23 protein-coding genes and 1 tRNA gene are annotated in these 22,006 nt (G+C 68.3%); 10 read left to right on the forward strand and 14 right to left on the reverse strand.

Going from position 1 to position 22,006, the window contains the following annotated elements:
* Positions 1-92: 92 nt before the first annotated feature.
* Both ACIBFB_RS13350 and ACIBFB_RS13355 read right to left on the reverse strand, forming a co-directional pair.
* On the reverse strand, positions 93-1,598 hold the full coding sequence (locus ACIBFB_RS13350; protein WP_397229655.1) for an amidase: 1,506 nt from the start codon (positions 1,596-1,598) through the stop codon (positions 93-95).
* A 32-nt stretch (positions 1,599-1,630) separates the two neighbouring features.
* The gene (locus tag ACIBFB_RS13355) at positions 1,631-2,650 is read right to left on the reverse strand and encodes a D-2-hydroxyacid dehydrogenase (RefSeq protein ID WP_397229657.1); all 1,020 of its coding nucleotides are present in this window, start codon (positions 2,648-2,650) and stop codon (positions 1,631-1,633) included.
* 302 nt (positions 2,651-2,952) lie between these two features.
* On the opposite strand from ACIBFB_RS13355, the gene ACIBFB_RS13360 reads away from it, so the two are divergent.
* The 4 genes from ACIBFB_RS13360 to ACIBFB_RS13375 all read left to right on the forward strand — a co-directional run bounded on the left by ACIBFB_RS13360 (position 2,953) and on the right by ACIBFB_RS13375 (position 5,823).
* Positions 2,953-3,435 carry a DUF3830 family protein gene (locus ACIBFB_RS13360; RefSeq protein ID WP_397229659.1) on the forward strand — a complete coding sequence of 161 codons (483 nt, stop codon included), beginning with the start codon at positions 2,953-2,955 and terminating at the stop codon, positions 3,433-3,435.
* A gap of 83 nt (positions 3,436-3,518) precedes the next feature.
* On the forward strand, positions 3,519-4,325 hold the full coding sequence (locus ACIBFB_RS13365; protein ID WP_397229661.1) for an Asp/Glu racemase: 807 nt from the start codon (positions 3,519-3,521) through the stop codon (positions 4,323-4,325).
* Between the two features lie 30 nt (positions 4,326-4,355).
* Positions 4,356-5,105 carry a maleate cis-trans isomerase gene (locus ACIBFB_RS13370; protein WP_397229663.1) on the forward strand — a complete coding sequence of 250 codons (750 nt, stop codon included), beginning with the start codon at positions 4,356-4,358 and terminating at the stop codon, positions 5,103-5,105.
* 49 nt (positions 5,106-5,154) lie between these two features.
* Positions 5,155-5,823 (forward strand): GntR family transcriptional regulator, encoded by a 669-nt coding sequence (locus ACIBFB_RS13375; protein WP_397229665.1) that lies wholly within the window; start codon positions 5,155-5,157, stop codon positions 5,821-5,823.
* A 43-nt stretch (positions 5,824-5,866) separates the two neighbouring features.
* On the opposite strand, the gene ACIBFB_RS13380 is transcribed toward ACIBFB_RS13375, so the two are convergent.
* Positions 5,867-7,330 (reverse strand): NAD-dependent succinate-semialdehyde dehydrogenase, encoded by a 1,464-nt coding sequence (locus ACIBFB_RS13380; RefSeq protein WP_397229667.1) that lies wholly within the window; start codon positions 7,328-7,330, stop codon positions 5,867-5,869.
* Positions 7,331-7,489: 159 nt separating this feature from the next.
* Here ACIBFB_RS13380 and ACIBFB_RS13385 point away from each other — a divergent pair, with 159 nt between their 5' ends.
* The 3 genes from ACIBFB_RS13385 (at position 7,490) to ACIBFB_RS13395 (ending at position 10,149) form a co-directional block, all read left to right on the forward strand.
* A complete protein-coding gene (locus ACIBFB_RS13385) occupies positions 7,490-8,746 on the forward strand; it encodes an aspartate aminotransferase family protein (RefSeq protein ID WP_397229669.1) in 1,257 nt (418 codons plus the stop codon).
* Positions 8,747-8,825: 79 nt separating this feature from the next.
* A complete protein-coding gene (locus ACIBFB_RS13390) occupies positions 8,826-9,941 on the forward strand; it encodes a hypothetical protein (RefSeq protein ID WP_397229671.1) in 1,116 nt (371 codons plus the stop codon).
* A gap of 132 nt (positions 9,942-10,073) precedes the next feature.
* A tRNA-Arg gene (locus tag ACIBFB_RS13395) sits at positions 10,074-10,149 on the forward strand.
* Between the two features lie 126 nt (positions 10,150-10,275).
* Here ACIBFB_RS13395 and ACIBFB_RS13400 read toward each other — a convergent pair.
* The 9 genes from ACIBFB_RS13400 to ACIBFB_RS13440 form a co-directional block, all read right to left on the reverse strand.
* Positions 10,276-11,475, reverse strand: a complete 1,200-nt coding sequence (locus tag ACIBFB_RS13400) for a tyrosine-type recombinase/integrase (RefSeq protein WP_397229673.1) — start codon at positions 11,473-11,475, stop codon at positions 10,276-10,278.
* 28 nt (positions 11,476-11,503) lie between these two features.
* Positions 11,504-11,707: a helix-turn-helix transcriptional regulator gene (locus ACIBFB_RS13405; protein ID WP_397229675.1), complete on the reverse strand. Its 204-nt coding sequence runs from the start codon at positions 11,705-11,707 to the stop codon at positions 11,504-11,506.
* A complete protein-coding gene (locus ACIBFB_RS13410) occupies positions 11,704-13,407 on the reverse strand; it encodes a replication initiator (protein WP_397229677.1) in 1,704 nt (567 codons plus the stop codon). Before ACIBFB_RS13410 ends, ACIBFB_RS13405 begins: the two co-directional genes overlap by 4 nt.
* 483 nt (positions 13,408-13,890) lie before the next feature.
* Positions 13,891-15,306: an FtsK/SpoIIIE domain-containing protein gene (locus ACIBFB_RS13415; protein ID WP_397229679.1), complete on the reverse strand. Its 1,416-nt coding sequence runs from the start codon at positions 15,304-15,306 to the stop codon at positions 13,891-13,893.
* Positions 15,306-15,554 carry a hypothetical protein gene (locus ACIBFB_RS13420; protein ID WP_397229681.1) on the reverse strand — a complete coding sequence of 83 codons (249 nt, stop codon included), beginning with the start codon at positions 15,552-15,554 and terminating at the stop codon, positions 15,306-15,308. The genes ACIBFB_RS13415 and ACIBFB_RS13420 overlap by 1 nt, the downstream gene beginning before the upstream one ends.
* 99 nt (positions 15,555-15,653) lie before the next feature.
* Positions 15,654-16,061 (reverse strand): plasmid replication, integration and excision activator, encoded by a 408-nt coding sequence (locus ACIBFB_RS13425; RefSeq protein WP_397229683.1) that lies wholly within the window; start codon positions 16,059-16,061, stop codon positions 15,654-15,656.
* A gap of 113 nt (positions 16,062-16,174) precedes the next feature.
* Complete coding sequence (locus tag ACIBFB_RS13430) at positions 16,175-16,915, reverse strand: GntR family transcriptional regulator (protein WP_397229685.1); 741 nt, start codon at positions 16,913-16,915, stop codon at positions 16,175-16,177.
* A gap of 207 nt (positions 16,916-17,122) precedes the next feature.
* A complete protein-coding gene (locus ACIBFB_RS13435; RefSeq protein ID WP_397229687.1) occupies positions 17,123-17,479 on the reverse strand; it encodes a hypothetical protein in 357 nt (118 codons plus the stop codon).
* 71 nt (positions 17,480-17,550) lie between these two features.
* Positions 17,551-17,907, reverse strand: coding sequence for a hypothetical protein (locus tag ACIBFB_RS13440; protein ID WP_397229689.1), 357 nt, complete (start codon positions 17,905-17,907; stop codon positions 17,551-17,553).
* A gap of 378 nt (positions 17,908-18,285) precedes the next feature.
* Between ACIBFB_RS13440 and ACIBFB_RS13445 the strand changes: the two genes are divergently transcribed.
* From ACIBFB_RS13445 to ACIBFB_RS13455, 3 genes are read left to right on the forward strand one after another with little or no spacing between them, the layout of a single operon-like run.
* On the forward strand, positions 18,286-19,698 hold the full coding sequence (locus ACIBFB_RS13445) for an XRE family transcriptional regulator (RefSeq protein ID WP_397229691.1): 1,413 nt from the start codon (positions 18,286-18,288) through the stop codon (positions 19,696-19,698).
* A complete protein-coding gene (locus ACIBFB_RS13450; protein WP_397229693.1) occupies positions 19,691-20,239 on the forward strand; it encodes a flavoprotein in 549 nt (182 codons plus the stop codon). The genes ACIBFB_RS13445 and ACIBFB_RS13450 overlap by 8 nt, the downstream gene beginning before the upstream one ends.
* A gap of 32 nt (positions 20,240-20,271) precedes the next feature.
* A complete protein-coding gene (locus ACIBFB_RS13455; RefSeq protein ID WP_397229960.1) occupies positions 20,272-20,727 on the forward strand; it encodes an NUDIX hydrolase in 456 nt (151 codons plus the stop codon).
* A gap of 167 nt (positions 20,728-20,894) precedes the next feature.
* Here the strand turns inward: ACIBFB_RS13455 and ACIBFB_RS13460 are convergent, their stop codons facing one another.
* On the reverse strand, positions 20,895-21,407 hold the full coding sequence (locus ACIBFB_RS13460) for a hypothetical protein (protein WP_397229695.1): 513 nt from the start codon (positions 21,405-21,407) through the stop codon (positions 20,895-20,897).
* Positions 21,386-22,006 carry a hypothetical protein gene (locus tag ACIBFB_RS13465; protein WP_397229697.1) on the reverse strand — a complete coding sequence of 207 codons (621 nt, stop codon included), beginning with the start codon at positions 22,004-22,006 and terminating at the stop codon, positions 21,386-21,388. The genes ACIBFB_RS13460 and ACIBFB_RS13465 overlap by 22 nt, the downstream gene beginning before the upstream one ends.

Raw genomic sequence — 22,006 nt, forward strand, 5'->3', positions numbered from 1 at the left:
TGGCATGAATCTCCCCGGGCGAAAGTCCCGGAATGGGACGATTCACGCGGCCCGGGGAGAGAACTGCCTGGTGACGTATGGTGAGGATTCGGCTACGGCCTCCGGTCCGCCCAGGGTTGGGCCAGTTCGAACGCCCGGCAGGCCGCCAGGACGCGGGCGTCGGCGTGCCGGGGGCCGACGATCTGGAGGCCGACCGGCAGTCCGGACTCGGAGAAGCCGCACGGGACGCTCGCCGCGGGCTGCTGGGTCATGTTGAAGGGGTAGCTGAACCCCGCCCACGACGTCCAGCGCCGCCCCGCCAGCTCCGGCGGGGACTCCAGGCCCGCCTCGAAGGCGACCATCGGGGTGGCCGGCGTGAGCAGGAGGTCGTGGTCGGTGTGGAACCGTCCCATGCGGGCGCCCATGGCCATCCGCAGCGCCATCGCGGTCAGGTAGTCCTGCGCGGAGTAGGTCAGCCCCTCCTGGACGATCTCCCGGAGCCCGGGGTCGAGCAGGTCGCGCTCCCGGTCGGTGAGCGCCTCGGTGGCCTTGGCCGCGCCGGAGTACCAGAGGACCTGGAACTCGTGCATGGACGGCGGCAGCCCGGGGTCGGACTCCTCCACCACGGCGCCCAGGCCCTCGAACACCTTCGCCGCGCCGGCGACGATCCGGGACACCTCGGGGTCGACGTCGAGCCCGCCCAGAGTGGGGCTGTAGGCGATGCGCAGTCCGCGCACGAGCCCCTCGGCGTCGGTGCGGCGCCGGACGTCGGCCAGCCCGGGCGCCGGGGGCGCCAGCGCGGCCCAGTCGCGGGGATCGGGTCCGGTGACGCACTCCAGCATCAGCGCCATGTCGCCGACCGTGCGGGTCAGCGGGCCGGTGTGCGCGAGGGAGCCGAAGGGGCTGGCCGGGTAGTGCGGCACCAGGCCCCAGGTCGGCTTGATCCCGCAGACCCCGGTGAAGCTGGCCGGGATGCGGATGGATCCGCCGCCGTCCGTGCCGGTGGCCAGCGGTCCCATCCCCGCCGCCACCGCCGCCGCGGCCCCGCCGCTGGAGCCGCCCGGGGTGGTGGCCAGGTCCCACGGGTTGCGGGTGACGCCGGTGAGCGGGGAGTCGGTGACCCCCTTCCACGCGAGTTCGGGCGTGGTCGTCTTGCCGACGAGCACCGCGCCCTGTTCGCGCAGGCGGGCGGTCACCGGGGAGTCCTCGTCCCACGGGCCGCCCTGGGCGGTGGTGACCGAGCCCCGGAGGGTGGGCCAGCCCCGGGTGAGGTGGACGTCCTTGATCGAGGTCGGGACCCCGTCCAGGACGCCGTCGGGCTCACCCCGCCGCCACCGCTCCGCGGACGCCTCGGCCGCCTCGCGGGCCTCTTCCGGGCGGACCAGGCAGAACGCGTTCAGCGCGGGATTGTCCTGCTCGATGCGCGCCAGGACGGCGTCCACCGCCTCCACCGGGGACAGTTCTCCCGACGCGTAGGCCGCGAGGAGTTGTTCGGCGGACAGATCGGCCGGACTGGTGGGCGCGTCGCCTCGGGCGCGCTGCGCCTCCGGGGACGGTCGGCTCGCACCGACAGCCGCACCGTTCCCTCCGATCTCGGTCCGATCGGCACGGATCGTCACTTCAGCCTCCCAGGTCACACCGTGGTCAGGGGTCAGCCGGGCACGTAGCCACGACTCTTGTCGACGACGTTGAGCAGGTCGCGCCCGTCGAGATAGCGGGCGAGGTTGTCCAGGAACAGGTCGACCAGGTCCTCCCGCCAGCCGACGACGTCACCGGACATGTGCGGCGAGACCACTGAGCCGGGCAGCTCCCACAGCGGGGAGTCGGCCGCCAGCGGTTCGTCCTCGAAGACGTCCAGCGCGGCTCCGGCGATCCGGCCCTCCCGGAGGGCGGCCACGAGGTCGGGCTGGACGACGATGGGGCCGCGCGCGACGTTGAGCAAGCGCGCGGTGGGCTTCATGAGGCTGAGGAAGCGGCGGTCCACCAGGCCTCGGGTGGTGTCGGTGAGCGGCGCCGCGACGACCACGTAGTCGGCCTCGGGCAGCGCGGAGGCCAGGGTGGGGCCGCCGTCGGCGCCGCGCCCGGCGAGGCTGGACTCGACCACGGAGGCGAAGTCGGGGTCGCCGGAGCGCGCACGGCTTCCGGAGGCGTGCACGTCCATGCCCATCGCGGCGAGCCCCCGGCCGATGGCGCGGCCGATCGGTCCGGTGCCCACGACCAGGGCGCGCCGCCCCGCCACCCGCTCGGTCTCGCGGTGCCGCCAGCGGCGCTCGCGCTGGAGGTCCCAGCTGTGGTGGAAGTCCTTGGCGAACGCGATCACCTGGCCGACGACGTACTCCGCGATGGGCTGCTCGAAGATCCCGCGCGAGTTGGTGAGCACGACGTCGCTGTCGACGATGCCGGGGAACACGAGGTTGTCCACTCCGGTCGTGGCGGCGTGGACCCACCTCAGCGCGTCGGCCTTGGGCCACGCGGAGACGAGGGCCTCGGAGAACAGGTCCCACACCAGGAGCACATCGGCGCCGGGCAGACGGGCGGGCAACGCGTCGGCGGTGGCGTAGACGACCTCCCCCAGGCCGGGGTGGTCGTCGATCCGATCGTGTCCGGGCGGGAGGTCCTCCCCGCGGAGGACGAGGAGCCGGGGCCGGTTCGACGTGCTGGGACTGTTCACGGGCGTGCACTCCGTTGGGCGACGAGGGTCTGCGGTGTCGTCTGGGGTGGTGGATGATCCGCCCTGCACGAGAAACGCTAGGGAGCCGACATAGGATTGTCAACAATCCACAAACCGGTCGTTCTCCGGCGAAGCGGGCCTTCTCGACCACTCCAGGGAGGTCGGAATACCCCGCCCGCGCGCACCTATTGCCGCGCGAGACCTGTAAACCATAAGATTGTCGACAATCAACACCTCTGTTGGTCAGCGTCCCGAGCCACGCTCACGCGCCGCCGTCGAAGGGACAACCATTGCCCAGGTACATGACCATCACACTGGCCAAGCGCGGAGTGTCCTGCGTGGCCGAACTCCTGGAGAAGGACGCGCCGCGCACCTGCGACGCGGTCTGGAACGCGCTCCCCCAGGGAGACGCCGTCCAGCACGCCAAGTACGCGCGCAACGAGGTCTACACCATGGTGCCGCGGTTCGCCGGGACCGAACCCGGCCTGGAGAACCCCACCGTCACACCGATCCCCGGGGACGTCGTCTACTTCTCCTTCGACGGAGGGATGCTCGACCGCTCCTTCAAGGAGGACAAGGGGATCGACCACCTGCCCGGCGTCATCGACCTCGCGCTCTTCTACGGACGCAACAACCTGCTGCTCAACGGCGACGTCGGCTGGGTCCCGGGAAACGTCTTCGCCACGGTCGTGGAGAACCTGCCGGCCATGGCCGAGGCGTGCAACGACGTCTGGCGCTCCGGCAGCGTCGGCGAACGCCTCCTGTACGAGCGTCTCGAACGTTGACCGGGCCGCGGTCCGCCGACCGTCCGGCCCCGTCCCGCCCACATCCATTCGAATCCACACGTTTTCCGGGAGGTGAGTGACCGATGCGGACCGATGGAAGCCACATGCCCGCCGAGGGCACCGGCGCCGAACACGAGGTCGTCGAACTGGCCGCGGCCCAGCAGACGCCGTGGCAGTCGGGGGTCGGCGTCATCGCGCCCTACGACTTCGCCCTCGACAGAGAGCTCTGGCGGTGGACGCCGGACGACGTCTCACTGCACGTCACGCGGTTGCCGTACGTGCACGTCCCCGTCACGGTGGACCAGGCGGCGGCCCTGAGCATGGAGCAGAACGTCGACCCCGCGGTCCGCGCGCTCCTGGCTCCCGAACCGCTCGCCATCGGCTACGCGTGCGCCTCCGGAAGCTTCGTGCACGGCGCCGAGGGCGAGCGCCGCCTGCACCGGACCATGACGGCCGCCGGAGCTCCGGCGGCCGTCACCACGTCGGGCGCCCTCGTCCAGGCGCTCGGCGCACTCGACCTCCGCCGGATCGCGGTCGTCACCCCGTACGTGGACAGCGTGACCGACCGCCTCCTCGCCTTCCTGGGCGAACACGGCGTCGAGGTGACCTCCAGCGTGGGGCTCGGCCTGCTCAGCCACATCTGGCGGGTCACCTACGCCGAGGTGTCCCAGGCGGTGCACGCGGTCGACCGCCCGGACGCCCAGGGCGTCTTCATCAGCTGCACCAACGTCCTCACCTACGACATCATCGCGCCGCTGGAGCGCGAGCTGGGCAAGCCGGTGATCGCCGCCAACCAGGTGACCATGTGGGCGGTGATGAGGGAGGCCAACCGACAGGCCGTCGCCCGGGGACAGAGTCTGCTCGACGTCACGGCACCCAGTGCCGTGTGACCGCCGGCCACACCCATCCGAAGGAGCGCCATGACCCGAGTCGGATTCCTCTACCCCGGTTACAGCGCCGAGGACGACTACACCGCCTTCGCCGCCATGCTCGGCGGCGACGTGGAACTCTCCGTCGTCCACACGCTCATGCGCGAGGACGCCCACCGGGTGGACGCCCTGCTCGACGTCGGGGGTGAGGACGTCCTGGCGACGGGCGCGCGCGAGCTGGCGGGGATGGGGGTGGACGCCGCCGTCTGGGCGTGCACCAGCGGCAGTTTCGTGTTCGGCTGGGAGGGCGCCCGCAAACAGGTCCAGGGGGTGCGCAACGTCGCCGGGGTGCCCGCGTCGAGCACCTCCTTCGCGTTCGTGCACGCCCTGCGGCAGCTGCGCGTCACCCGGGTCGCGATCGCCGCCACCTACCCGGACGACGTCGCGCGGCACTTCGTGGACTTCCTCGGCGAGGCCGGTGTCTCGGTGCTCTCCCTGGCCAGCCACGGCATCGTCACGGCCGCCGAGGTCGGCCTCCTCGACCCGGACGAGGTCCTGGACTTCGTCATCTCCAACGACCACCCGCGCGCCGAGGCGATCCTGGTCCCGGACACCGCGCTGCACAGCGCCGACCTCATCGAACCGATAGAGGCCCTCATCGGCAAGACCGTGCTCACCGCCAACCAGGTGAGCATCTGGGAGGGCATGCGGCTGGCCGGCGAGACGGCGGCCCGGTCGGGCCCGGGCACCCTGTTCCGTTCCGGAGCCACCGCGGTCACCAGCGCGCTGGCCGCCCGTTAGCCTCTGACGACACACCGGATCCCCGTCCCCGACGAGAGGAGTGCGGCCCATGCCCGCCCCAGGTCAACTGAGACCCGTGCCCCGGCGATCCACCGCCGAACTGATCGCCGACCAGCTGCGGTCCGCGATCATGTACGGCTCCCTGGCGCCGGGGGACCAGCTCGGCGAGGCCGAGCTCGCGGGGCAGCTGGGGGTGAGCCGCGGTCCGCTCCGGGAGGCCATGCAGAGGCTCGTCCAGGAGGGGCTGCTGCGCAGCGAACGGCACAGGGGCCTGTTCGTGCGCGAGCTCACCCCGGACGACGTCCGGGACGTCTACGTGGCCAGGCTCGCCGTGGAGCGCACCGCGTGCGAGCTGATCATGCGGGGGAACCGCGGCGAGGCCCTGGCCCGCCTCACCCCCGCGCTCGACCGGCTGGCCGAGGCGGCGCGGAGCCGGGACCGGACCGCGATGAGCGACGCGGACCAGGCCTTCCACCAGACGCTCGTGAGCTGCTCGGGCAACAGCCGGCTGGAGCGCATGGCGCAGACGCTGCTGGTGGAGACCCGCATGTGCCTGACGGTCATGCAGGACGTCTACCCCGAGCCCGAGGAGCTGCTCGACGAGCACCGCCGCATCCTCGACGCCATCGTCGACGGGGCCGAGGAGCGGCTGCTCGACCTGATCGAGTCGCACATGGTCGACGCGGTCGAACGGATCAACGCGGAGCCCGAGGGGTGACGACGGGGGCTCCGCGCCGAAGGCGTTCGTCGCGGACGTCGGGTCAGAGCCCGCCGATGCCCACGTACTTGGTGTCCAGGAACTCCTCGATACCCACGCGCCCGCCCTCGCGGCCCAGGCCGGAGTGCTTGACCCCGCCGAAGGGCGCGGCGGGGTTGGAGACGATGCCCTGGTTGAGCCCGACCATCCCCGTCTCCAGCCCCTCGCTGACCCGCAGCGCGCGGTTGAGGTCGCGGGTGTACAGGTAGCTGACCAGGCCGAACTCGGTGTCGTTGGCGGCCGCCAGCGCCTCCTGCTCGGTCTCGAAGGTGAGCACGGGAGCGACGGGCCCGAAGATCTCGGTGTACGAGAGCTCGCTGTCCATGGGCACGTCGGCGAGCACGGTCGGCTGGTAGAAGTGCCCGGGCCCCTCGCCGGGTCCGCCGCCGACCAGCACGCGCGCGCCCCTGCCGACCGCGTCGTCCACGAGGCTCTGGACCTTCTGGCGCGCCTTGTCGTCGATCAGCGGACCGACCTGGACGCCTTCGTCCACGCCGCGCCCCAGCCGCAGCGCGCCCATGCGCTCACTGAGCCGCGCCGCGAACTCGGCGGCCACGCCGGACTGGGCGTAGATGCGGTTGGCCGCCGTGCAGGCCTCCCCGATGTTGCGCATCTTGGCGAGCATCGCGCCGTCCACGGCGGCTTCGAGGTCGGCGTCGTCGAAGACCAGGAAGGGCGCGTTGCCGCCCAGCTCCATGGAGGTGCGCAGGACCTGCCCGGCGCTCTGTTCGAGCAGCTTGCGCCCGACCGCCGTCGAGCCGGTGAAGGAGAGCTTGCGGATGCGGCCGTCGCTGAGCAGGGGCTCGGTGACGGCCCCGGGCGACGTGGTGGGGATGACGCTGAGGACGCCCTCCGGGAGTCCGGCCTCGGCCAGGATGCCCGCCAGGGCGAGGGCGCACAGCGGGGTCTGGTGGGCGGGCTTGAGAATCATGGTGCACCCGGCCGCGATCGCGGGGCCGATCTTGCGGGTGCCCATCGCCATGGGGAAGTTCCAGGGGGTGATGAGCATCGAGGGGCCGACGGGCTGGCGCATGATGAGGAAACGGGACTTGCCGTCCGGCGAGGTCGAGAAGCCGCCCTCGATGCGCACGGCCTCCTCCGAGAACCAGCGCAGGAACTCGGCGGCGTAGGCGATCTCGCCCCGCGCCTCGGGCAGCGGCTTGCCCATCTCCAGGGTCATGAGGACGGCCAAGTCCTCCTGGCGCTCCATGAGCAGCTCGTAGCCCCCGCGCAGGATCTCACCGCGCGTCCTGGGGGCCACCGCGGCCCACTCGCGCTGGGTCCGGTGGGCGATGTCGAGGGCGGCGAGGGCGTCCTCCTTGCCCGCGTCGGCCACCTCGCACAACGTCTCCCGGGTCGAGGGGTCCTCCACCGGGAAGGTGGCCCCGGACGCGGCGTCGCGCCACTGCCCGCCGAGGAAGAGCCGCTTGTCCACCTGTGCGACGACCCGTGCTTCCTGATCCGACATGTTCTCCCACTCTCCAGTCACGCGCCGACCCGGGCCGAGCACCCGTGGTCAGAACTGCCCGGCGTGAGCCCTCTGGACACCGCCCGACACGGATGTTTCCATAGCATCGTCGATTGTCAACAATCCTACGGAAATAGCAACCGGAAGTGAGGCCACCGCATGGCGGAGCTCTCCCCGATCCTCAAGCAGGCGACCCCCGTACTCGCGGCATGGGGTGAGGGCGCCTACATCTTCGACGAGGACGACCGCCGCTATCTCGACTTCACCGCGGGCATCGGTGTGACCAGCACCGGCCACTGCCACCCCAGGGTGGTGGCCGCGGCCCAGGAACAGGTGGCCACCCTCGTCCACGGCCAGTACACCACCGTGATGCACCGGCCGCTGCTGCGACTCACCGAGCGGCTCGGAGAGGTGCTCCCGCAGGGCGTCGACCGGCTGTTCTACGTCAACTCCGGCAGCGAGGCCGTGGAGGCGGCGCTGCGCCTGGCACGGCAGGCGACGGGACGGCAGAACGCGATCGTGTTCCAGGGGTCCTTCCACGGGCGGACCATGGGCGCGGCCTCGTTGACCACGTCGGGGGTGAAGATCCGCGCGGGGATCGGCCCCCTCGTGCCCGGGGTGGTCGTCGCACCGTTCCCGTACGCCTACCGGCTGGGGATGTCCGAGGACGACGCCGTCGCCCACGCGCTGCGCGAGCTCGACTACCAGTTCGCGACGGTGACCTCGCCCCAGGACACCGCGGCGGTGTTCATCGAACCGGTCCTGGGCGAAGGCGGCTACGTCCCCGCACCGGACGCCTTCCTCCAGGGGCTGCGCGAGCGCGCGGACCGGCACGGTTTCCTGCTCGTCCTGGACGAGGTGCAGACGGGGTTCGGGCGGACCGGGACGTTCTGGGGGCACGAGCCCTCCGGCGTGCGCCCGGACATCGTCATCACGGCCAAAGGGCTGGCGAGCGGCTTCCCGCTGTCGGCGATCGCGGCGCCGGAGTCGGTCATGTCCAAGGCGTGGCCGGGGTCGCAGGGAGGGACCTACGGAGGCAACGCGGTGTCCTGCGCCGCCGCGATCGCCACCCTGGACGTGATCCAGGACGAGGGTCTGGTGGACAACTCGGCGCGCATGGGCGAGCGGCTGCGGCAGGGCCTGGAGAAGGTCGCGGGCGCCCACCCGGTGATCGGGGACGTGCGCGGACGGGGCCTGATGCTGGCCAGCGAGTTCACCGCGCCCGACGGCTCCCCCGACGGCGCGACCGCGCTGCGCGCCCAGCAGGCCGCGGCCCGGAACGGGCTCCTCCTGCTGACCTGCGGCCCGGCCGGGAACGTGGTCCGGATGATCCCGCCCCTGGTGGTCAACGGGGAGCAGGTCGACACCGCGGTCTCCCTGTGGGCCGCCTCGGTGGAGGAGGCGACCCGGGGCTGAGGTGCAACCGGGAGGCGCGGCCGCCCGTCTCAGGGGTGGGTGCCGGCGGGGCACCCACCCCGGGAGCGAGGCGGTGCGCATGGGACAGCGCGGGAAGATCCACAGCACGGTGAGCAACGGCGTCCGACCGGTGTTCGATCCCGACCTGCCTCCGCGCGTCATGGACCGCCTGCGAGAGAACCCGTCCTCTCTGGTCCGCGAGACGGACACCGCCCGCCCCTGGTCGGGACACCGGGGGAAGCTGCTCGTGGGCGGCCTCGCCGTCGCGGCGCTCAATCTCGCCTGGATGCTGGGGCACGTATGGCTCATCACGGAGGCGACGGGCTGGTACTTCGTGGGACTGCTCGTCCAGGCGGTCGTGGTGGCCGTCGGCGGGATCGCCGCGCTCCGCGTGACCCCGCGTACGTCGCTGCCCGCCCGGCTCTGCGGGAACTGGGCCCGTCGGGGATGGATCTGGTTCAGTCTGTCGGTGCTGCCCGTGACGATCCTCACCTGGATGCCCGGCCCCGAGGGGCCGTGGCTGTTCTCCGTCCTCGTGTGGTACAGCCCCACGGCGGTCTACACCGCGGTGGCCCTGTGGGTGGCCTTCGGTTGGACCCGGCACGAACGCCTGGCCGTGGCGCACGTGCGCCGCTACCTCGTCGCGGCGGACTTCGACGCACGCGGCGCCGACCTCCTCGTCGGAGTGCAGATGACGGTCTCCACCGTGGACGAGGCGGGCGGGCGCCTGGGAGCCTCCTTCGACACCGCGCAGCCCCTGCGGATCCTGCGCGCGGAGGAGTGGCGGATCGCCTCGACGCTGTACCGGTACCAGCGGCTCCGGGCCGAGACCCGGGCGGAGTCGGCCGACGCCGCGTCGGAACGCGTGCGGGCCGTGCTCGCGCGCCAGCGCCAGCAGCAGGAGGCCGCCTACCGGGAGCTGGCCGCCCAGGTGGACCGGATCCTCGAGTACGGCGCGGCGGTCGAGGAGGCGCTCCGAGCGCACACCGAGTGGGAGCAGATCGAGCGCGCCGAGGCCCGCGACGAGCGGATCGCCGAGTTGAACGTTCGGGCGTCGTCCGACAGCGGCAGCGCGGGCGTGCTGCGGGACGAGGCGCTGGGCGCGGTCGCCGCCAGGCAGGTCCGGGACGAACTGATCGACCGGGCGCTGGCGGCGGGAAGGCTGCTGACCGCCGAGCCCGACCACGAGGGCTGAGGCCGCTGCCGGAAGGGCCTCCATGTCCCGGGTCACACCGGAAAGTGGCGCGAAGCCCTCCCAACCCCGTGGTAGAGTCGGAGACGTCGCCAGGGAGGCATGGCCATCCGGGCGACACACAACTGAAGACCTGCACTCGTAGCTCAATGGATAGAGCATCTGACTACGGATCAGAAGGTTGGGGGTTCGAGTCCTCCCGAGTGCGCCACCTTGAGACAGTGGAGATACCGCCGGACCTGGACACCACACAGGCCCGGCGGTTTCTTTTGTGCCCCGAGGAGGACGGCGTCCGGAGCCGCGATGCACATTCAGTGCACATGGCGTCGGTGCCCCCTCAGGCGGCGAGCACCCGCGACCGGGCCGCGTCCATCGCTTCGGCGACCTCGTCCAGGCGGTCGGGGAACAGGTGCCCGTACCGGTCCAGGGTCATGGTCGCGGTGGCGTGGCCCAGCATGGCTTGCACGACCTTGACGTCGGCACCGGCCGCGATGGCGAGCGACGCGGCGGTGTGCCGGAGCTTGTGCGGGGTCAGGCCGATGCCGTCGAGCTTGGCCGCCGTGAGCGCCTTGCCGAACTCCCGGTTGCGCCAGTTGCGCAGTCGCAGCGCGGCACCGCGGCGGGTGGTGAAGACCAGCGCGTCATCCGACCGGCCGTCGACGAACGGCCGCAGTTCCTCGGCCAGGAACGGCAGGATCGGGACCGTGCGGAACTTGCCCGTCTTCGGAAGCTGTTCGATGAGCGTGCCTTCGACTTCGGCGAAGGCGGTCACGACGCGGATCCGCCGACGGGACAGATCCACCCTGCCGACCCGCAGGGCGGCGGCCTCGTTCCAGCGCAGGCCCGTGTAGGCGAGCAGGAGGATCAACGCCCGGTTGTTGTGGGCGGACGCGGCCACCTGGTCGTACTTGGTGCGCAGGGACGCGGCGGCGTTCGCGAGCCGTTCCACCTGGTCGTGGTCGAGGTAGACGTGTTCGGCCTCGCTGGGTTTGGGCAGCGGAACGCCCCGGGCCGGGTTGGTCGGGATGCGGCGGGGAACGCACCAGCCCAGGACCATCGCCAGGACCCCGTGTGCCAACCGGGTCTGTGAGGATCCCAGGTTGGCGCCGCCCTCGTCCCGCGGCTTCTGGAGTCGGGCCACCCAGACGGCGACGTCTTCGGTGTGCACTGCCGAGAGCGGGAGGTCTCCCCAGCGGGGCAGGACGTGGGTGTCGAGAAGCGCGCGGTACTTCCACCAGGTCGAGCGCTTGATGTCCGTGCGGGCAGTCAGCCACTTCTCAGCCATCTCCCCCACCGACACCTTGCCGTCGTGCGGGTTGCGGTAGGAGCCCTCGTGGAGGCTGTTCTCGATCTCGGTCTGTCGGTTCTCGGCGTCCGGCTTCTTCTTGAAGGTTCCGCCGCTCTTGATCCGGCCGGAGGGGTCGTAGTAGCGGACCATCCACCGGGCGGGCGGTGTGCGTTTGGCGTCCTTGGCCTTCCTCACGGCCTCGTTGTACGTCTTGTCCTTGGTGCGGTCGTAGACCCACGCGCGAGCCATCAGAGGTGTTCCTTCCAGGGGGTAGGGGTCAGCGGGATCGGACCCAGGCGTGGACCTCGTCCGGGAGGTAGCGCACGTACCGACCGACGCGGTGAGAGGGCGGGCCGTCGCCCTTGTACCGCCACTCATAAAGCGTCTTGGCTGGAACACCGAGGTAGGCGGCGGTGTCCTTCACCGACCACAGGGCGGGGCGGGGTTGGGGGACGGTCTGAGTGGTTGTCGTGGGGGTCATGCGGCCCTCGTCTCGTGCGTTGCCGAAAGATCGTTCTGGCGGGCGGCGTCGAGTTGGGCGCGGCGTTTGAGGGACTCGCCGACTGCCCGGAGTAGTCGCCGTTCGCGGGGAGCCACGTCCGGATCGGTGGGACGCGCGAGTTCCCACGCGAACCGTCCGGAGTTGACCGAGGTCAGCGCGGGTGGTCGGGGGTTGTTCTCGTCCTCCTGGCCGTCGTCGTCATCGATACGATCGATGCGATCGATCCCGAGCGTGTTCAGGACCCAGGCCAGCCGGTCGGCCTTGTGGTCGGCGAGGGTCTTGCCCGACCACTTCCGAGAGACCAGGACACGGCGGCCCGCGTAGCCCAGGTGTTCACGACGGTGTGCCTTGGACCGGCAGAACCCGGGGCGAAGGCCCGCTTTGGGCTGGTCGGGTTGGATGCCGTAGCGGAGCCAGTTCGCGCACCGGGGCGAGCACGGTTCGAAGCGAAGCGCGTCCAACAGCCGGTCCACGTGCTGTTCCTGGGCAAGGGTGTCGACCTCGTGGCACTCGGCGATGTCCTTCGTGAGGTACTTGGCCAGGTACCGGACACACCGGTCCGCGTCCGCCGACCCAGCAACCACGCCTTTGGCGTCCACCTGTCGGCCGAACCGCACCACGTGGTGGGGCTCAGCGTCGGGATCCTCGTCCAGGGCGTCCAACGCCTGTTCCCAGGTGGGCAGGACTTCCCCGGTCGACGGATCGACATAGACACCAGTCGACTGATCCCAGACGGGGAGACGATCGCCCTCGAAGACGACGCGGTCCGCCCGGGGCCACCACACCTGGTGGTAGGTGGCGGCGGCGATCTGTCGGAGTTCGGCCCGGGGGATCGTGCCCCGGGTGGCCATGTGCAGGTGCGGAGCCAACCGCCGTTGCGGTTCCACGGCCGCGAAGTACTGCACATCGAACCCGGCCACCCGTCGCAGGTTCTGCACGAACCGATCGACCAGCTTGGAGAAGTGCAGGGCGTCCCGAGCCGCCCGCCGGTAGTCGTACGTCGTCGGATCCACCGGGGTCCCGTCCGAGCGGACACGCCCGTAGGAGTCGAGAGTGAGGGTGATGAACAGCGACGGACGGAACACCCGCCCGGTGTTGGGGTCAGTGTAGGCCCGCCCCACCGTCTTGCGGGTCATGGGCCGCTTGGGAAGGTCCGGGACGTCCTGACGGCGCTTAGTGGAGCGAACCCGACGCGACCCCGACGACGAGGAGGAGCCCGAGCGGGTCACCGAGCCCCGGAGGCCGGAGGCGGTGATCTCCTCATCCAGGTCCGAAATCGCAGCATCCAGGCGAGCCAACTCGTCAGCCGACGCGTCCCCGGACGCGGCGAGCCGGTCCCGTTCGGCGGTGACCACGGCCCGCTGTTCCACCCAGCCCCGTTGCGTTTCGGAGGGTGGGTCAGGCTCCACCACGGGTTCCTCAACCAGGTGCCAGCCCTCCTCACACTGTGTCCGGCGCAGGGACCGTTTCCGCTTGGCGCAGGCGGGGCAGCGGGATTCGAGGGTGGACCCGCACGGCACGTCGATGATCTCGGTGGCACCGGTGGCGATGTCGGTGCGTCGAAGGGAGACCGGGCGGATGCACACCCCGTGGTCGGCGGCCACCTGTTCGGCGACCTCACGGGCCAGGGGTTGCGCGAGCCGTTCGGCCCGGGTCGACTTACCGGTAGGAGTCGGCATCAACCCACCCCCAAATCCCCGCAGTCAGGACCCCCACCCGATGAAGGATCTGCTTAAGCGGGAGGTGCCTGTCTGGGTGCAGGCACTCCTGTGCCTGTTCGGTGTCATCCTCTCGACGGCGCACATCGCGATCCGTTGGAGCAACGACCAGAGCGCTCCCCCGAGTACATGGATGGCCTTGTTCTTCACAGCGACCGGGCTGGTAGTCAACCTCTGGGAGTACCGGAAACAGCGGCTTGCGCAGCGTGAACATCAAGCCACCCCTCCCCCAGGGGAAGAGTCCGCCCCGTAGGCTCGCCCGCAATCGATCTAGGGTTTCGTCATGGATGCAACGCGGCTCATGTTCTGGGTGAGCTTCCCAGGGATGCTGCTGTTCGGGCTGTTGTCGATCCACGTCGGTCTGTTGGCAGCACTCGCCGGGGCGGGGGTTTGGTTCGCGCTGGTCTTCCTGTGGACTGAGTGGTACCGACGCAGACACGGTCATCACTCCGCCTCCCAGGAGCCAGATCCGTAAGCGTCGGTCATGGCGGTGATGTCGTCATCGGACACGTACGCCGCCCGCACCCGCACCGGAGCCGGGGAGCCCTCCATCCGGACGTAGCCCACCCCGGGAAGACTCGGGTCGATTAGATGCGCGTTCGCCCCACGGTCCCGGGCGCCCTCCCCGAGGATCATGTCCACCTGGGACGCCTCGTCCAGACGCAGCGCGACCTTGTCCGGGAACAGGTTCCGCAGGTTCATCACCTCCTTACGCGGATCCTGCAACGCGGCCAAGACCGCGAACCCCACCGAACGCCCCTGAGAGGTGAGTGTGGCAATCGCGTTCTCGGCACGACGGCGAACGTCGCGGTCGGGGTGGTAGGCGGTCAGGAACGCCACCTCATCCAGCACCACCAGCACGAACGGATCCGCCACCGTGGGGACGTGGGAACGCTGCTTGCCCGCGTACCGTCGGGCCCGGTCCTGCATCTGGCTCACAGCCAGTTCGAGGACCGCCACCGCGGATTCGCCGTCGTCGGCGTACCGGGCGAACAGGGAGCGGCCGTAGGACAGCTCCATCCGTTTGGGGTCGATCGCCCACACCTGCGCGGTGCCGTCCGCGACGGCGGGGAGCATGGCGCGGATGGCGGACCAGATCACCGAGCCCTTCCCGGACCCGGTCACCCCCGCCACCAGGACGTGAGTCCCGTGCAGGCGTAGCCGCCACTGCGACCCGTCCTCAGTGACGCCGACCGGCAGTGCGGACAGGTCCACCTCGTCCGCAACGTCGAAGGCGTCCAGGGGTTCGGCCAACGTGTCGTGGCGAGGGAACTCCAAGGTGATCTTGCGCGGCCCCTCCACCACCACACGACAGGACGGGGCACCGAACCCGTGCGCCAGCTCGGCCACGCGGGTCTCGAAATCGGCCGGGGACGTCCCCGCCACGAGGGTCACCCGGACCCGGTCAGCCCAGGACGTGCACACCACACGGCGGATACGGGGCAGGTAGCGGCGTTCCTGGTAGGACTCGGCCAGCCCGGAGATGACCAGGACGGGTTGCCAGTGCCGGCGGTAGACCACCACGTGCCGCCACCACGCCAACAACCGCAGCGTCACCCGGACGCGGAACGAGTCCGGCCACACGCGCCACCACACCAGCGCGGCGACCGTGGCGGTTGACCACAGCACGGCCAGACCCGCCCAGCCGAACCACCACCACACCACAGCCGAGGAGACCAGTGAGCCGACCATGACGGGGAACCGGAACGGCGACGTGACCAGGAACCGCACCAGCCGCCACACCCACGAGGCGAGCACGACGATCCCGGGGGTTTCCACGATCGGGGTCGTCCACCGCACCCCCTGAGCCGGAGACGGCAGAGTCGGGAAGGTCTGAGCGGAACCCACCTTGGACGGCATCAGACCTCACCGCCCATCGCGGCCTCGATCCGGGCCAGGATCCGGTCACGGTCGGCACGGGCGCGAGCGGCGAACCGGGCCGCGTCCGGGTTGCCGCGGTCGGCCAGCAGGGCGAACACGCGAGCCTTGAAGTCGAAGAACTCGGCGCGTTCGGCGTCCGTGGAGGGCGGCGAGTCCACCGCGTCCAGGAACAGCCGCACCAGCTCAGCGCCGGTCAGAGTGGACAGGTCAGGTCCGTTATCGGACATACTGAAGACACCTCTTCTGAGATTTCGCAGTCGCAGGAGGGATTCAGGGGCGGCCACGGTGTTGCAGCACCAGGCCGCCCCGCTTTCATGTGGTGAGCCTCAGGCGGCGTCCTTTGCCGGGGCGCGACGCCCACCAGCAGCACCACCGGGAGCCTTCACGCCACGGGCCCGCAACGAGTACGCCACCCGAGGGCGACGACCGTTGTCGTCCACATACGGCATGGCCGCCATCGCTTCGAACTCCACCGGGCGGAACGGCAACCCGGGAACCTCGTCCGGCAACGTCGGGCACACCTCGGCGGCGACCTTGACCTTCACCGACTTGGCCTTGCCCCGTGCTTCGGGGTCAGCGTCGATCACGTCCACCGCCCACAGCGGCAGACCCGAGTCCTTGTCCAACTGGGGCCGCTTGGTCTCGAAGTCCGTGATCGCCTCCACCCCCAGAGCGAAGGCACCGTGCGGGAACACGGTTCCGAACTCCACCGGCAGCGCACCCTGAATGGCCATCGATCAGCCTTCCTCGTGATGTTCACTCAACCACTTGTTCGGTCAAGTTGAAGTCAGGATAACCGGCCAGACTTGATCGGACAAGTAGATAAGTGGCCGGTGTTCACCCGCGTCTACACGGCGGGGTAGGAGTCCTCCAGTTCGTGCAGGTCACCCGGGAGGACCACCTCAGCAACAGCGATCACGTCACCCGAGGCATCCAGTATCCGAGCGGTGATCCCCAGCACGGGCGTCCCCTCGTCCAACCCGAGCGCCCCGCGTTCAGCGTCCGAGGCCAGACGTGCCGAGAGACGTTCCACAACCTTGGAGGGCCGCAACTGCTTGACCATCTGCACGTGTTCACGCGCACCGATGCTGATCGGTTGCTCTTCGCCCAGGTCGGTCCCCTCGGCGACGTCCAGGGGGAACCACAGGGTGACCAGTTCGCTCGGTTCGTCCTCGTCCAGGACCAGGCGTTGCCGCGTGATCGCCGGAGAGCCCTCGGGTACGCCGACCGCCTCAGCGACGCGAGCGGGCACAGAAGCGCGCCCCGCCTTCAGGATGCGGTTGCGCGCGGCCTCCTCAGACGCGTCGAAGGCGCTTGCCCCGGCATGGGAGCGCTCGGAACTCTGCTGAGGCACCCCGCGCACGAACGACCCGCGGCCGTGTTCGCGTTCGATCCATCCCTGCATGCTCAGAATCTGCAAGGCCCGCACCACTGTGGAGCGTCCGGCCCCGAACTCGCGCACCATCCGGGATTCGGAGGGAAGCATCTCCCCCACCGGGTACGTGCCGTCTTCGATGCGCTCTTGGATCGCCCGCACGATCTGTACGTACTTGGGCGGAGCGAACTCCAGACTCGACATGATGTCCACCTGGTGACTCTAGTACTCGTATGGTCGAGTAGCTTACTTGCGTGGTTTCACCCTGTCAGCAGGCGGGGGCACATTTGAGCCCCGGACGTGATCAGGGTGCACGGTGGGAAGCACACCGGAGGAGGTGTGCACGTCACCGTGCGAGGAAGAGGCCCGCGTGCCCTGGCCTCCGTGGTCTCGAAGAGACGTCAGGGCACGCGGGGGTTCTCAGAAGGGGCGCCAGCGATCAGCGCGTTCGACGGTGTAGACCCGCAGGTTGTCCGCGGTTGCCCCGCACACCGCCCGGCGTTCGGCCTCCACCAGGGCGGCGGCAACCAGGGCCACGTCACGGCTTGCCGCCTCGTCCGTCGAGGACAGCACCGGGGGCACGATGCGCCGGACATGGACACACTCGGCCCCGCCGTACTCGTGGCAGAGTCCGACCACGTAGGTCATGCGCAACCGCCGTCGCGCGATCGTCTCGGGCAGCACGCATCGGATCCGCTGCACCAGCGAGGTTCCGTCCGGTTGGGGGGACAGTGCCTCGTAGGTGATGGACTCCCAGTCCTCACAGGCCACGCGCACCCGCACTCCCTGAGCACGCGCCCATGCTTTCAGGGTCTCCCTGTCGACCACGGAATCGGGTTCGTCGCCGGTCACCGTCCCACCGCCCCTACGGCTATGGCCGTGCGCACCAGGTCACGCAGCTCGGCCAGGTCGTCGTCAGGGGAGGTCGATTGTGCGATCCGCACCAGCGTGTCGATTCCCCGCCGATCCTGTTCGGCCCGCTGCGCGGCACGCTTGTTCTCCAAGGCCGTGTAGGGGCCGCGCACGAGACGGTAGGCGCGGGGGTCGTCACCGTCCATCACGATGGGTTCCGGTGCGGGCAGCAACGCCACCCGCGAAGGCAGCGGCAGGGGGAACGGCCGGGGGCCGGTCCGGTGGTGCCTGCCGTGTCGCTTCGGTCGAATCAGTGTCACCAACGCCCGGATCAGGGCGATAAGGTCTCTCACGTCAGCCTGCTTTCCTCAGGTTGGCCGTGCCCCCGGACGCCTTCCACCGCGTCGCGGGGGTCTGTCATGTCATGGATCAGCAGGCGAGGCCGCTGTCTGTGGAGGGCTCCGCAGTGACGGAGCGCTTCCCCGTCCCCTTGCAGAAGGGACAGACCGCTGTACGCGTCGCCTGCGTCTCACCAGGCACAGATCGAACGACGACGAGTCGTCGCGGTCGGACGGACTTCCAGCCCCGCCCACGGCATGACCTGCACTTCATTCCGTTCCTGGGATCCATGAGGCCAACCATCCCGGGTTGGGAATCCGAAACCCATTCCTCCTCGGGATGACAAAGAGGGATACTGGCCGTCCCCGTACTCGCAGCGCCGAGGAGTCAGGATGCAGGGACACCCGACGAGCCGGATCACCATCCCGTCGTGGGCATGGGAGCGAGAACACACGGCCGAGTTCCTGCGCAGGCGCGATGTCCAGGCGCTTTTCCGGTTCGTGCGTCAGTACGGCGGCGCGAGCCAGATGGCGATCTCGGCGGCGACCGGCCTGTCCCAGGGGCGGGTCAGCGAGATCCTGAACGGGCGCAAGACCGTCACGGCCTTCGAGGTGTACGAGCGGATCGCCGAGGGCATCAGCATGCCTGACACGTCCCGGATGCTGTTCGGCCTTGCCCCGAGGAATCCTGACGCGTTCACTGGAACCGAGAGTGCGGCGTCCTCGGTGATCCCGAGCTTGCCCGCTCAGAGGAGCCCAGGCCCGGGGGAGGACTCGAACGTGCGCCGCCGCGAATTCGTCGGACTAGCCGGAACGGCCCTCTTCCAAGCCACAGGTGGTTCGATGCTGGACATGGACGAGATCGCAGCGGCACTCACGAGGTACGCGGGAGCCAGCCGAGGCACCGCCCGAGCAGTGAGCAGTCTGAGAGAACTCGCCCAGCGGACACACTCCGCCAAAGTCGGATACCAGGCGTGCCACTACACGGCTGTCGCCAAGCAACTTCCCCATCTGTTGCGGAACCTGGATGATGCTGCCACCGGAGTCGAGGGGGACGACGTCGCCCAGGTCCACGCGCTCCGTGCAGAGGCGTACCACGTCGCGGCGAGCCTGCTACTCAAGTGCGAGGAGCGGGGATTGTCCTACCTCGCAGCCGACCGGAGCATGCGAGCTGCTGAGGACAGCGAGAACCCCGCAGTCGTGGGTGCCAGTGCCCGAGCGTTCACGCGAGCACTGATGCGGGAGCGGCACTACAAGGCGGCGACGGAGTTGGCGACGAGCACCGCGGAGCGAGTGGACAGCGCCATGGACGAGCCGACGCCGGAATCCCTGTCGGTGTACGGGTCGCTACTGCTCAGCGGCGCGGTATCAGCGGCCAAGCGCGAGGACCGGGGCCAAGCGCTCAGCCTCCTTGACGAAGCAGGCGAGGCGGGCACGCGACTCGGCGGCGATTACAACTACCAGTGGACAGCATTCGGCCCCACCAACGTTCTCCTGCACCGGGTCAGCGCAGCCGTCGAGCTGGGCGACGCGGGCAGCGCCATCGACTATGCCCGACAGGTGCAGCTGGACAACATCGAGGTCATGGAGCGCAGGGTAACGCTCTTCATCGACGCGGCCCGCGCGTACCAGCAGTGGGGGAAGACTGAGCACGCGTACCACGCACTGCGCAACGCCGAAGAGATGGCGAGTGAGGAACTGACTGCACGTCCGGTGGTGCACCAGCTGATCAACGACATCCGTACCCGCGCCAGCGGGCACCTGTACGGGAACGTCAGCGAACTCGCGGAAAGGGTCGGTGCCTGAACCAGTGAGCGAGCAAAAGACGCTCTATGTGGTGGTGTGCGCGGCCGGACCGGCATCGGAAGTCGGCACCTTGGTTGGCTTGGCTCAAAACCGAGGCTGGACAGTTCAGGTCATGGCCACCCCAGCCGCGGTCTCCTTCATCGACGTTGAAGCACTGGAGAAGCAGACAAGCCGCCCCGTTCGGAGTCAGCACCGTGCACCAGGGGACCCACGCTCTCCCAAAGCGGACGCCATCATCATCGCCCCGGCCACTTTCAACACGATCAACAAACTGGCCAACGGAATCGCAGACAACTACGTCCTGGACGTAGTGAACGAGGCAATCGGTCTTGGTGTGCCAACCGTCGTCCTCCCGTTCGTCAACTCCGCTTACGCCAGTAGAGCCCCGTTCCGTGAGAGCATTAAGAAGCTTCGGGATGAAGATGTTCCTGTCCTGATCGGGCCAGGATCATTCGTCCCGCACGAAGCCGGAAGCGGATCGAGCGCGTTCGACGCCTTCCCTTGGCAACTTGCTCTAGACCAGGTAGAGGAGAGGCTCTAGAGCAGCAGAATCGGAACACGGGTGTGCAACGCATGAACCGCGATACCAACCGGACACCATCAATGCCGCTGCACTCCGTGTCTGTGGCAGGAGCCGTTATACGCGACGACGGGCGCATGTTGGCGATCCAACGCAGGGACAACGGAAGTTGGGAGCCACCGAGCGGAGTCCTGGGACTGGACGAGACCCCCGAAGAGGGCGTGGTCCGCGAGGTCTTGGAGGAGACCGGTATCCACGTCGAGGTGGGACCGCTGACGGGCGTCTACAAGAATATGTCCCGCAGAGTCGTCGCCCTCGTTTTCCGCTGCAAGCCGTCCGGCGGTGCAGCACGCGCCACCCCCGAGGCGACCGCTGTCGAATGGCTCACGCCCAACGAGGTGAAGAAGCGCATGGGCGAGGTCTACGCAGTCCGCCTGTTGGACGCTCTTGATCCGAGCAGTCCCCATGCCCGCACCCATGATGGAAAGCAGCTGCCCTCAAGCCATTGAATACTCCCTGAGAATAATCTGAGTCAAAGCTTCTCGTGGGGATGATCGGCACATGATTCTATGAGCAATCAGAAGACGCCCTAGTGGTGATGCGCTAATGGGACGACCTCGACATTGGCCGCTGTCAATATCAGCAAACCTAACCTAAAAGAACCCCATGAGGAATTCTAAGCATCGAGGTCATGCCATTCGAACTTATCGATGATTCGGGTCCGCAACTTCCTCCAAATTGGCTTAGGCAAGGTTCTTTGCGATGAGAGAATGGAAGAATGAACCTTCGCTATAAATTCCCAATTTGGATCATCCGACAATCCCCCGGCAGGGGAATCCAATACTCCCAGGTAAAATCCATCCACGGGCTCGCAACTTCGAATATCAGCCACACTGATAGCAAATAGGTGGTTTTGTTTTGCGGTGATTACCTGATTCTCGGATATGCCGTGAATTTTCATCAGGCCACGCCTGGATACAGAAATTCCCGTCGGATCCCACTGCAAGTCAACCGCACCCAACTTGGGAGAGTGACCATCTTTTCCCACATCTGGAACAGTTCCCCTTGGGAACCGGTCGGCACTACTATCATGCAAAGGAGCACGCCTGTATAGAACGTCATCGTCGGCTATTTTGGGGTCATCAAATTCCCAGGGGGGTTCCGACATCAACGAAACATCTTTCTCCACGAAGGGTTTTCGGAATTTGCCTTCTCCGAAAGCTTAAAAAGCTGCTTCTTTATTCCTTCGACACAATCAAAGCACTCTGGCTCGAAGCAATCCTTTTCCAGAGTTATGTTTCCATCGGCATCAGTGGAGCAAAAATAGTCCCCTATGCTCTCATCACCTTCAATTTCAATTATTATGACCTGAGGACCCGACCGCCATTCAGCAATTAGCCCTCCTTCAGCATTCGGATGGATGGTGGGGTAAACAACTGATTCCCCTTTTAGTTCGATCAGAACTTTTGCCAGCTTCGATACCGCCCTGGGATTAACAAACCTATGATCTGTCTCGCTGAGCCCCCGACTGGTTGCAGCGATACTCCGCAACCGACCGGAAAAATATCTAACGAAATCGTCACCGATTCCGCTTGCTGCAGAGCGAGATTTTCTTATCAGACTCCCGGGTTCAGAAAAACTAGGGTCATGCACACGACTCGCCGGGGATTCCCTCAAGCGAGACACAACCAGAAATCTCGAACGTTGAATTCTCGATGAATCTACAAACGAACCCTGAGCGACCTTACCCGAAACAAAATTTCCCACCCTGCCGCGTTCAACCATCAA

The organism is Nocardiopsis sp. NPDC050513 (assembly GCF_044457925.1).
Taxonomy (GTDB): Bacteria; Actinomycetota; Actinomycetes; order Streptosporangiales; family Streptosporangiaceae; genus Nocardiopsis.

Excerpts from the sequence above, each read along its gene's own strand:
- ACIBFB_RS13455 (WP_397229960.1), top strand. The coding sequence starts at position 20,272 with ATGAACCGCGATACCAACCGGACACCATCAATGCCGCTGCACTCCGTG.
- ACIBFB_RS13375 (WP_397229665.1), top strand. The coding sequence starts at position 5,155 with ATGCCCGCCCCAGGTCAACTGAGACCCGTGCCCCGGCGATCCACCGCC.
- ACIBFB_RS13425 (WP_397229683.1), bottom strand. The coding sequence starts at position 16,061 with ATGGCCATTCAGGGTGCGCTGCCGGTGGAGTTCGGAACCGTGTTCCCG.
- ACIBFB_RS13380 (WP_397229667.1), bottom strand. The coding sequence starts at position 7,330 with ATGTCGGATCAGGAAGCACGGGTCGTCGCACAGGTGGACAAGCGGCTC.
- ACIBFB_RS13410 (WP_397229677.1), bottom strand. The coding sequence starts at position 13,407 with ATGCCGACTCCTACCGGTAAGTCGACCCGGGCCGAACGGCTCGCGCAA.
- ACIBFB_RS13445 (WP_397229691.1), top strand. The coding sequence starts at position 18,286 with ATGCAGGGACACCCGACGAGCCGGATCACCATCCCGTCGTGGGCATGG.
- ACIBFB_RS13370 (WP_397229663.1), top strand. The coding sequence starts at position 4,356 with ATGACCCGAGTCGGATTCCTCTACCCCGGTTACAGCGCCGAGGACGAC.
- ACIBFB_RS13415 (WP_397229679.1), bottom strand. The coding sequence starts at position 15,306 with ATGCCGTCCAAGGTGGGTTCCGCTCAGACCTTCCCGACTCTGCCGTCT.
- ACIBFB_RS13385 (WP_397229669.1), top strand. The coding sequence starts at position 7,490 with ATGGCGGAGCTCTCCCCGATCCTCAAGCAGGCGACCCCCGTACTCGCG.
- ACIBFB_RS13400 (WP_397229673.1), bottom strand. The coding sequence starts at position 11,475 with ATGGCTCGCGCGTGGGTCTACGACCGCACCAAGGACAAGACGTACAAC.
- ACIBFB_RS13420 (WP_397229681.1), bottom strand. The coding sequence starts at position 15,554 with ATGTCCGATAACGGACCTGACCTGTCCACTCTGACCGGCGCTGAGCTG.
- ACIBFB_RS13365 (WP_397229661.1), top strand. The coding sequence starts at position 3,519 with ATGCGGACCGATGGAAGCCACATGCCCGCCGAGGGCACCGGCGCCGAA.
- ACIBFB_RS13390 (WP_397229671.1), top strand. The coding sequence starts at position 8,826 with ATGGGACAGCGCGGGAAGATCCACAGCACGGTGAGCAACGGCGTCCGA.
- ACIBFB_RS13405 (WP_397229675.1), bottom strand. The coding sequence starts at position 11,707 with ATGACCCCCACGACAACCACTCAGACCGTCCCCCAACCCCGCCCCGCC.
- ACIBFB_RS13360 (WP_397229659.1), top strand. The coding sequence starts at position 2,953 with ATGACCATCACACTGGCCAAGCGCGGAGTGTCCTGCGTGGCCGAACTC.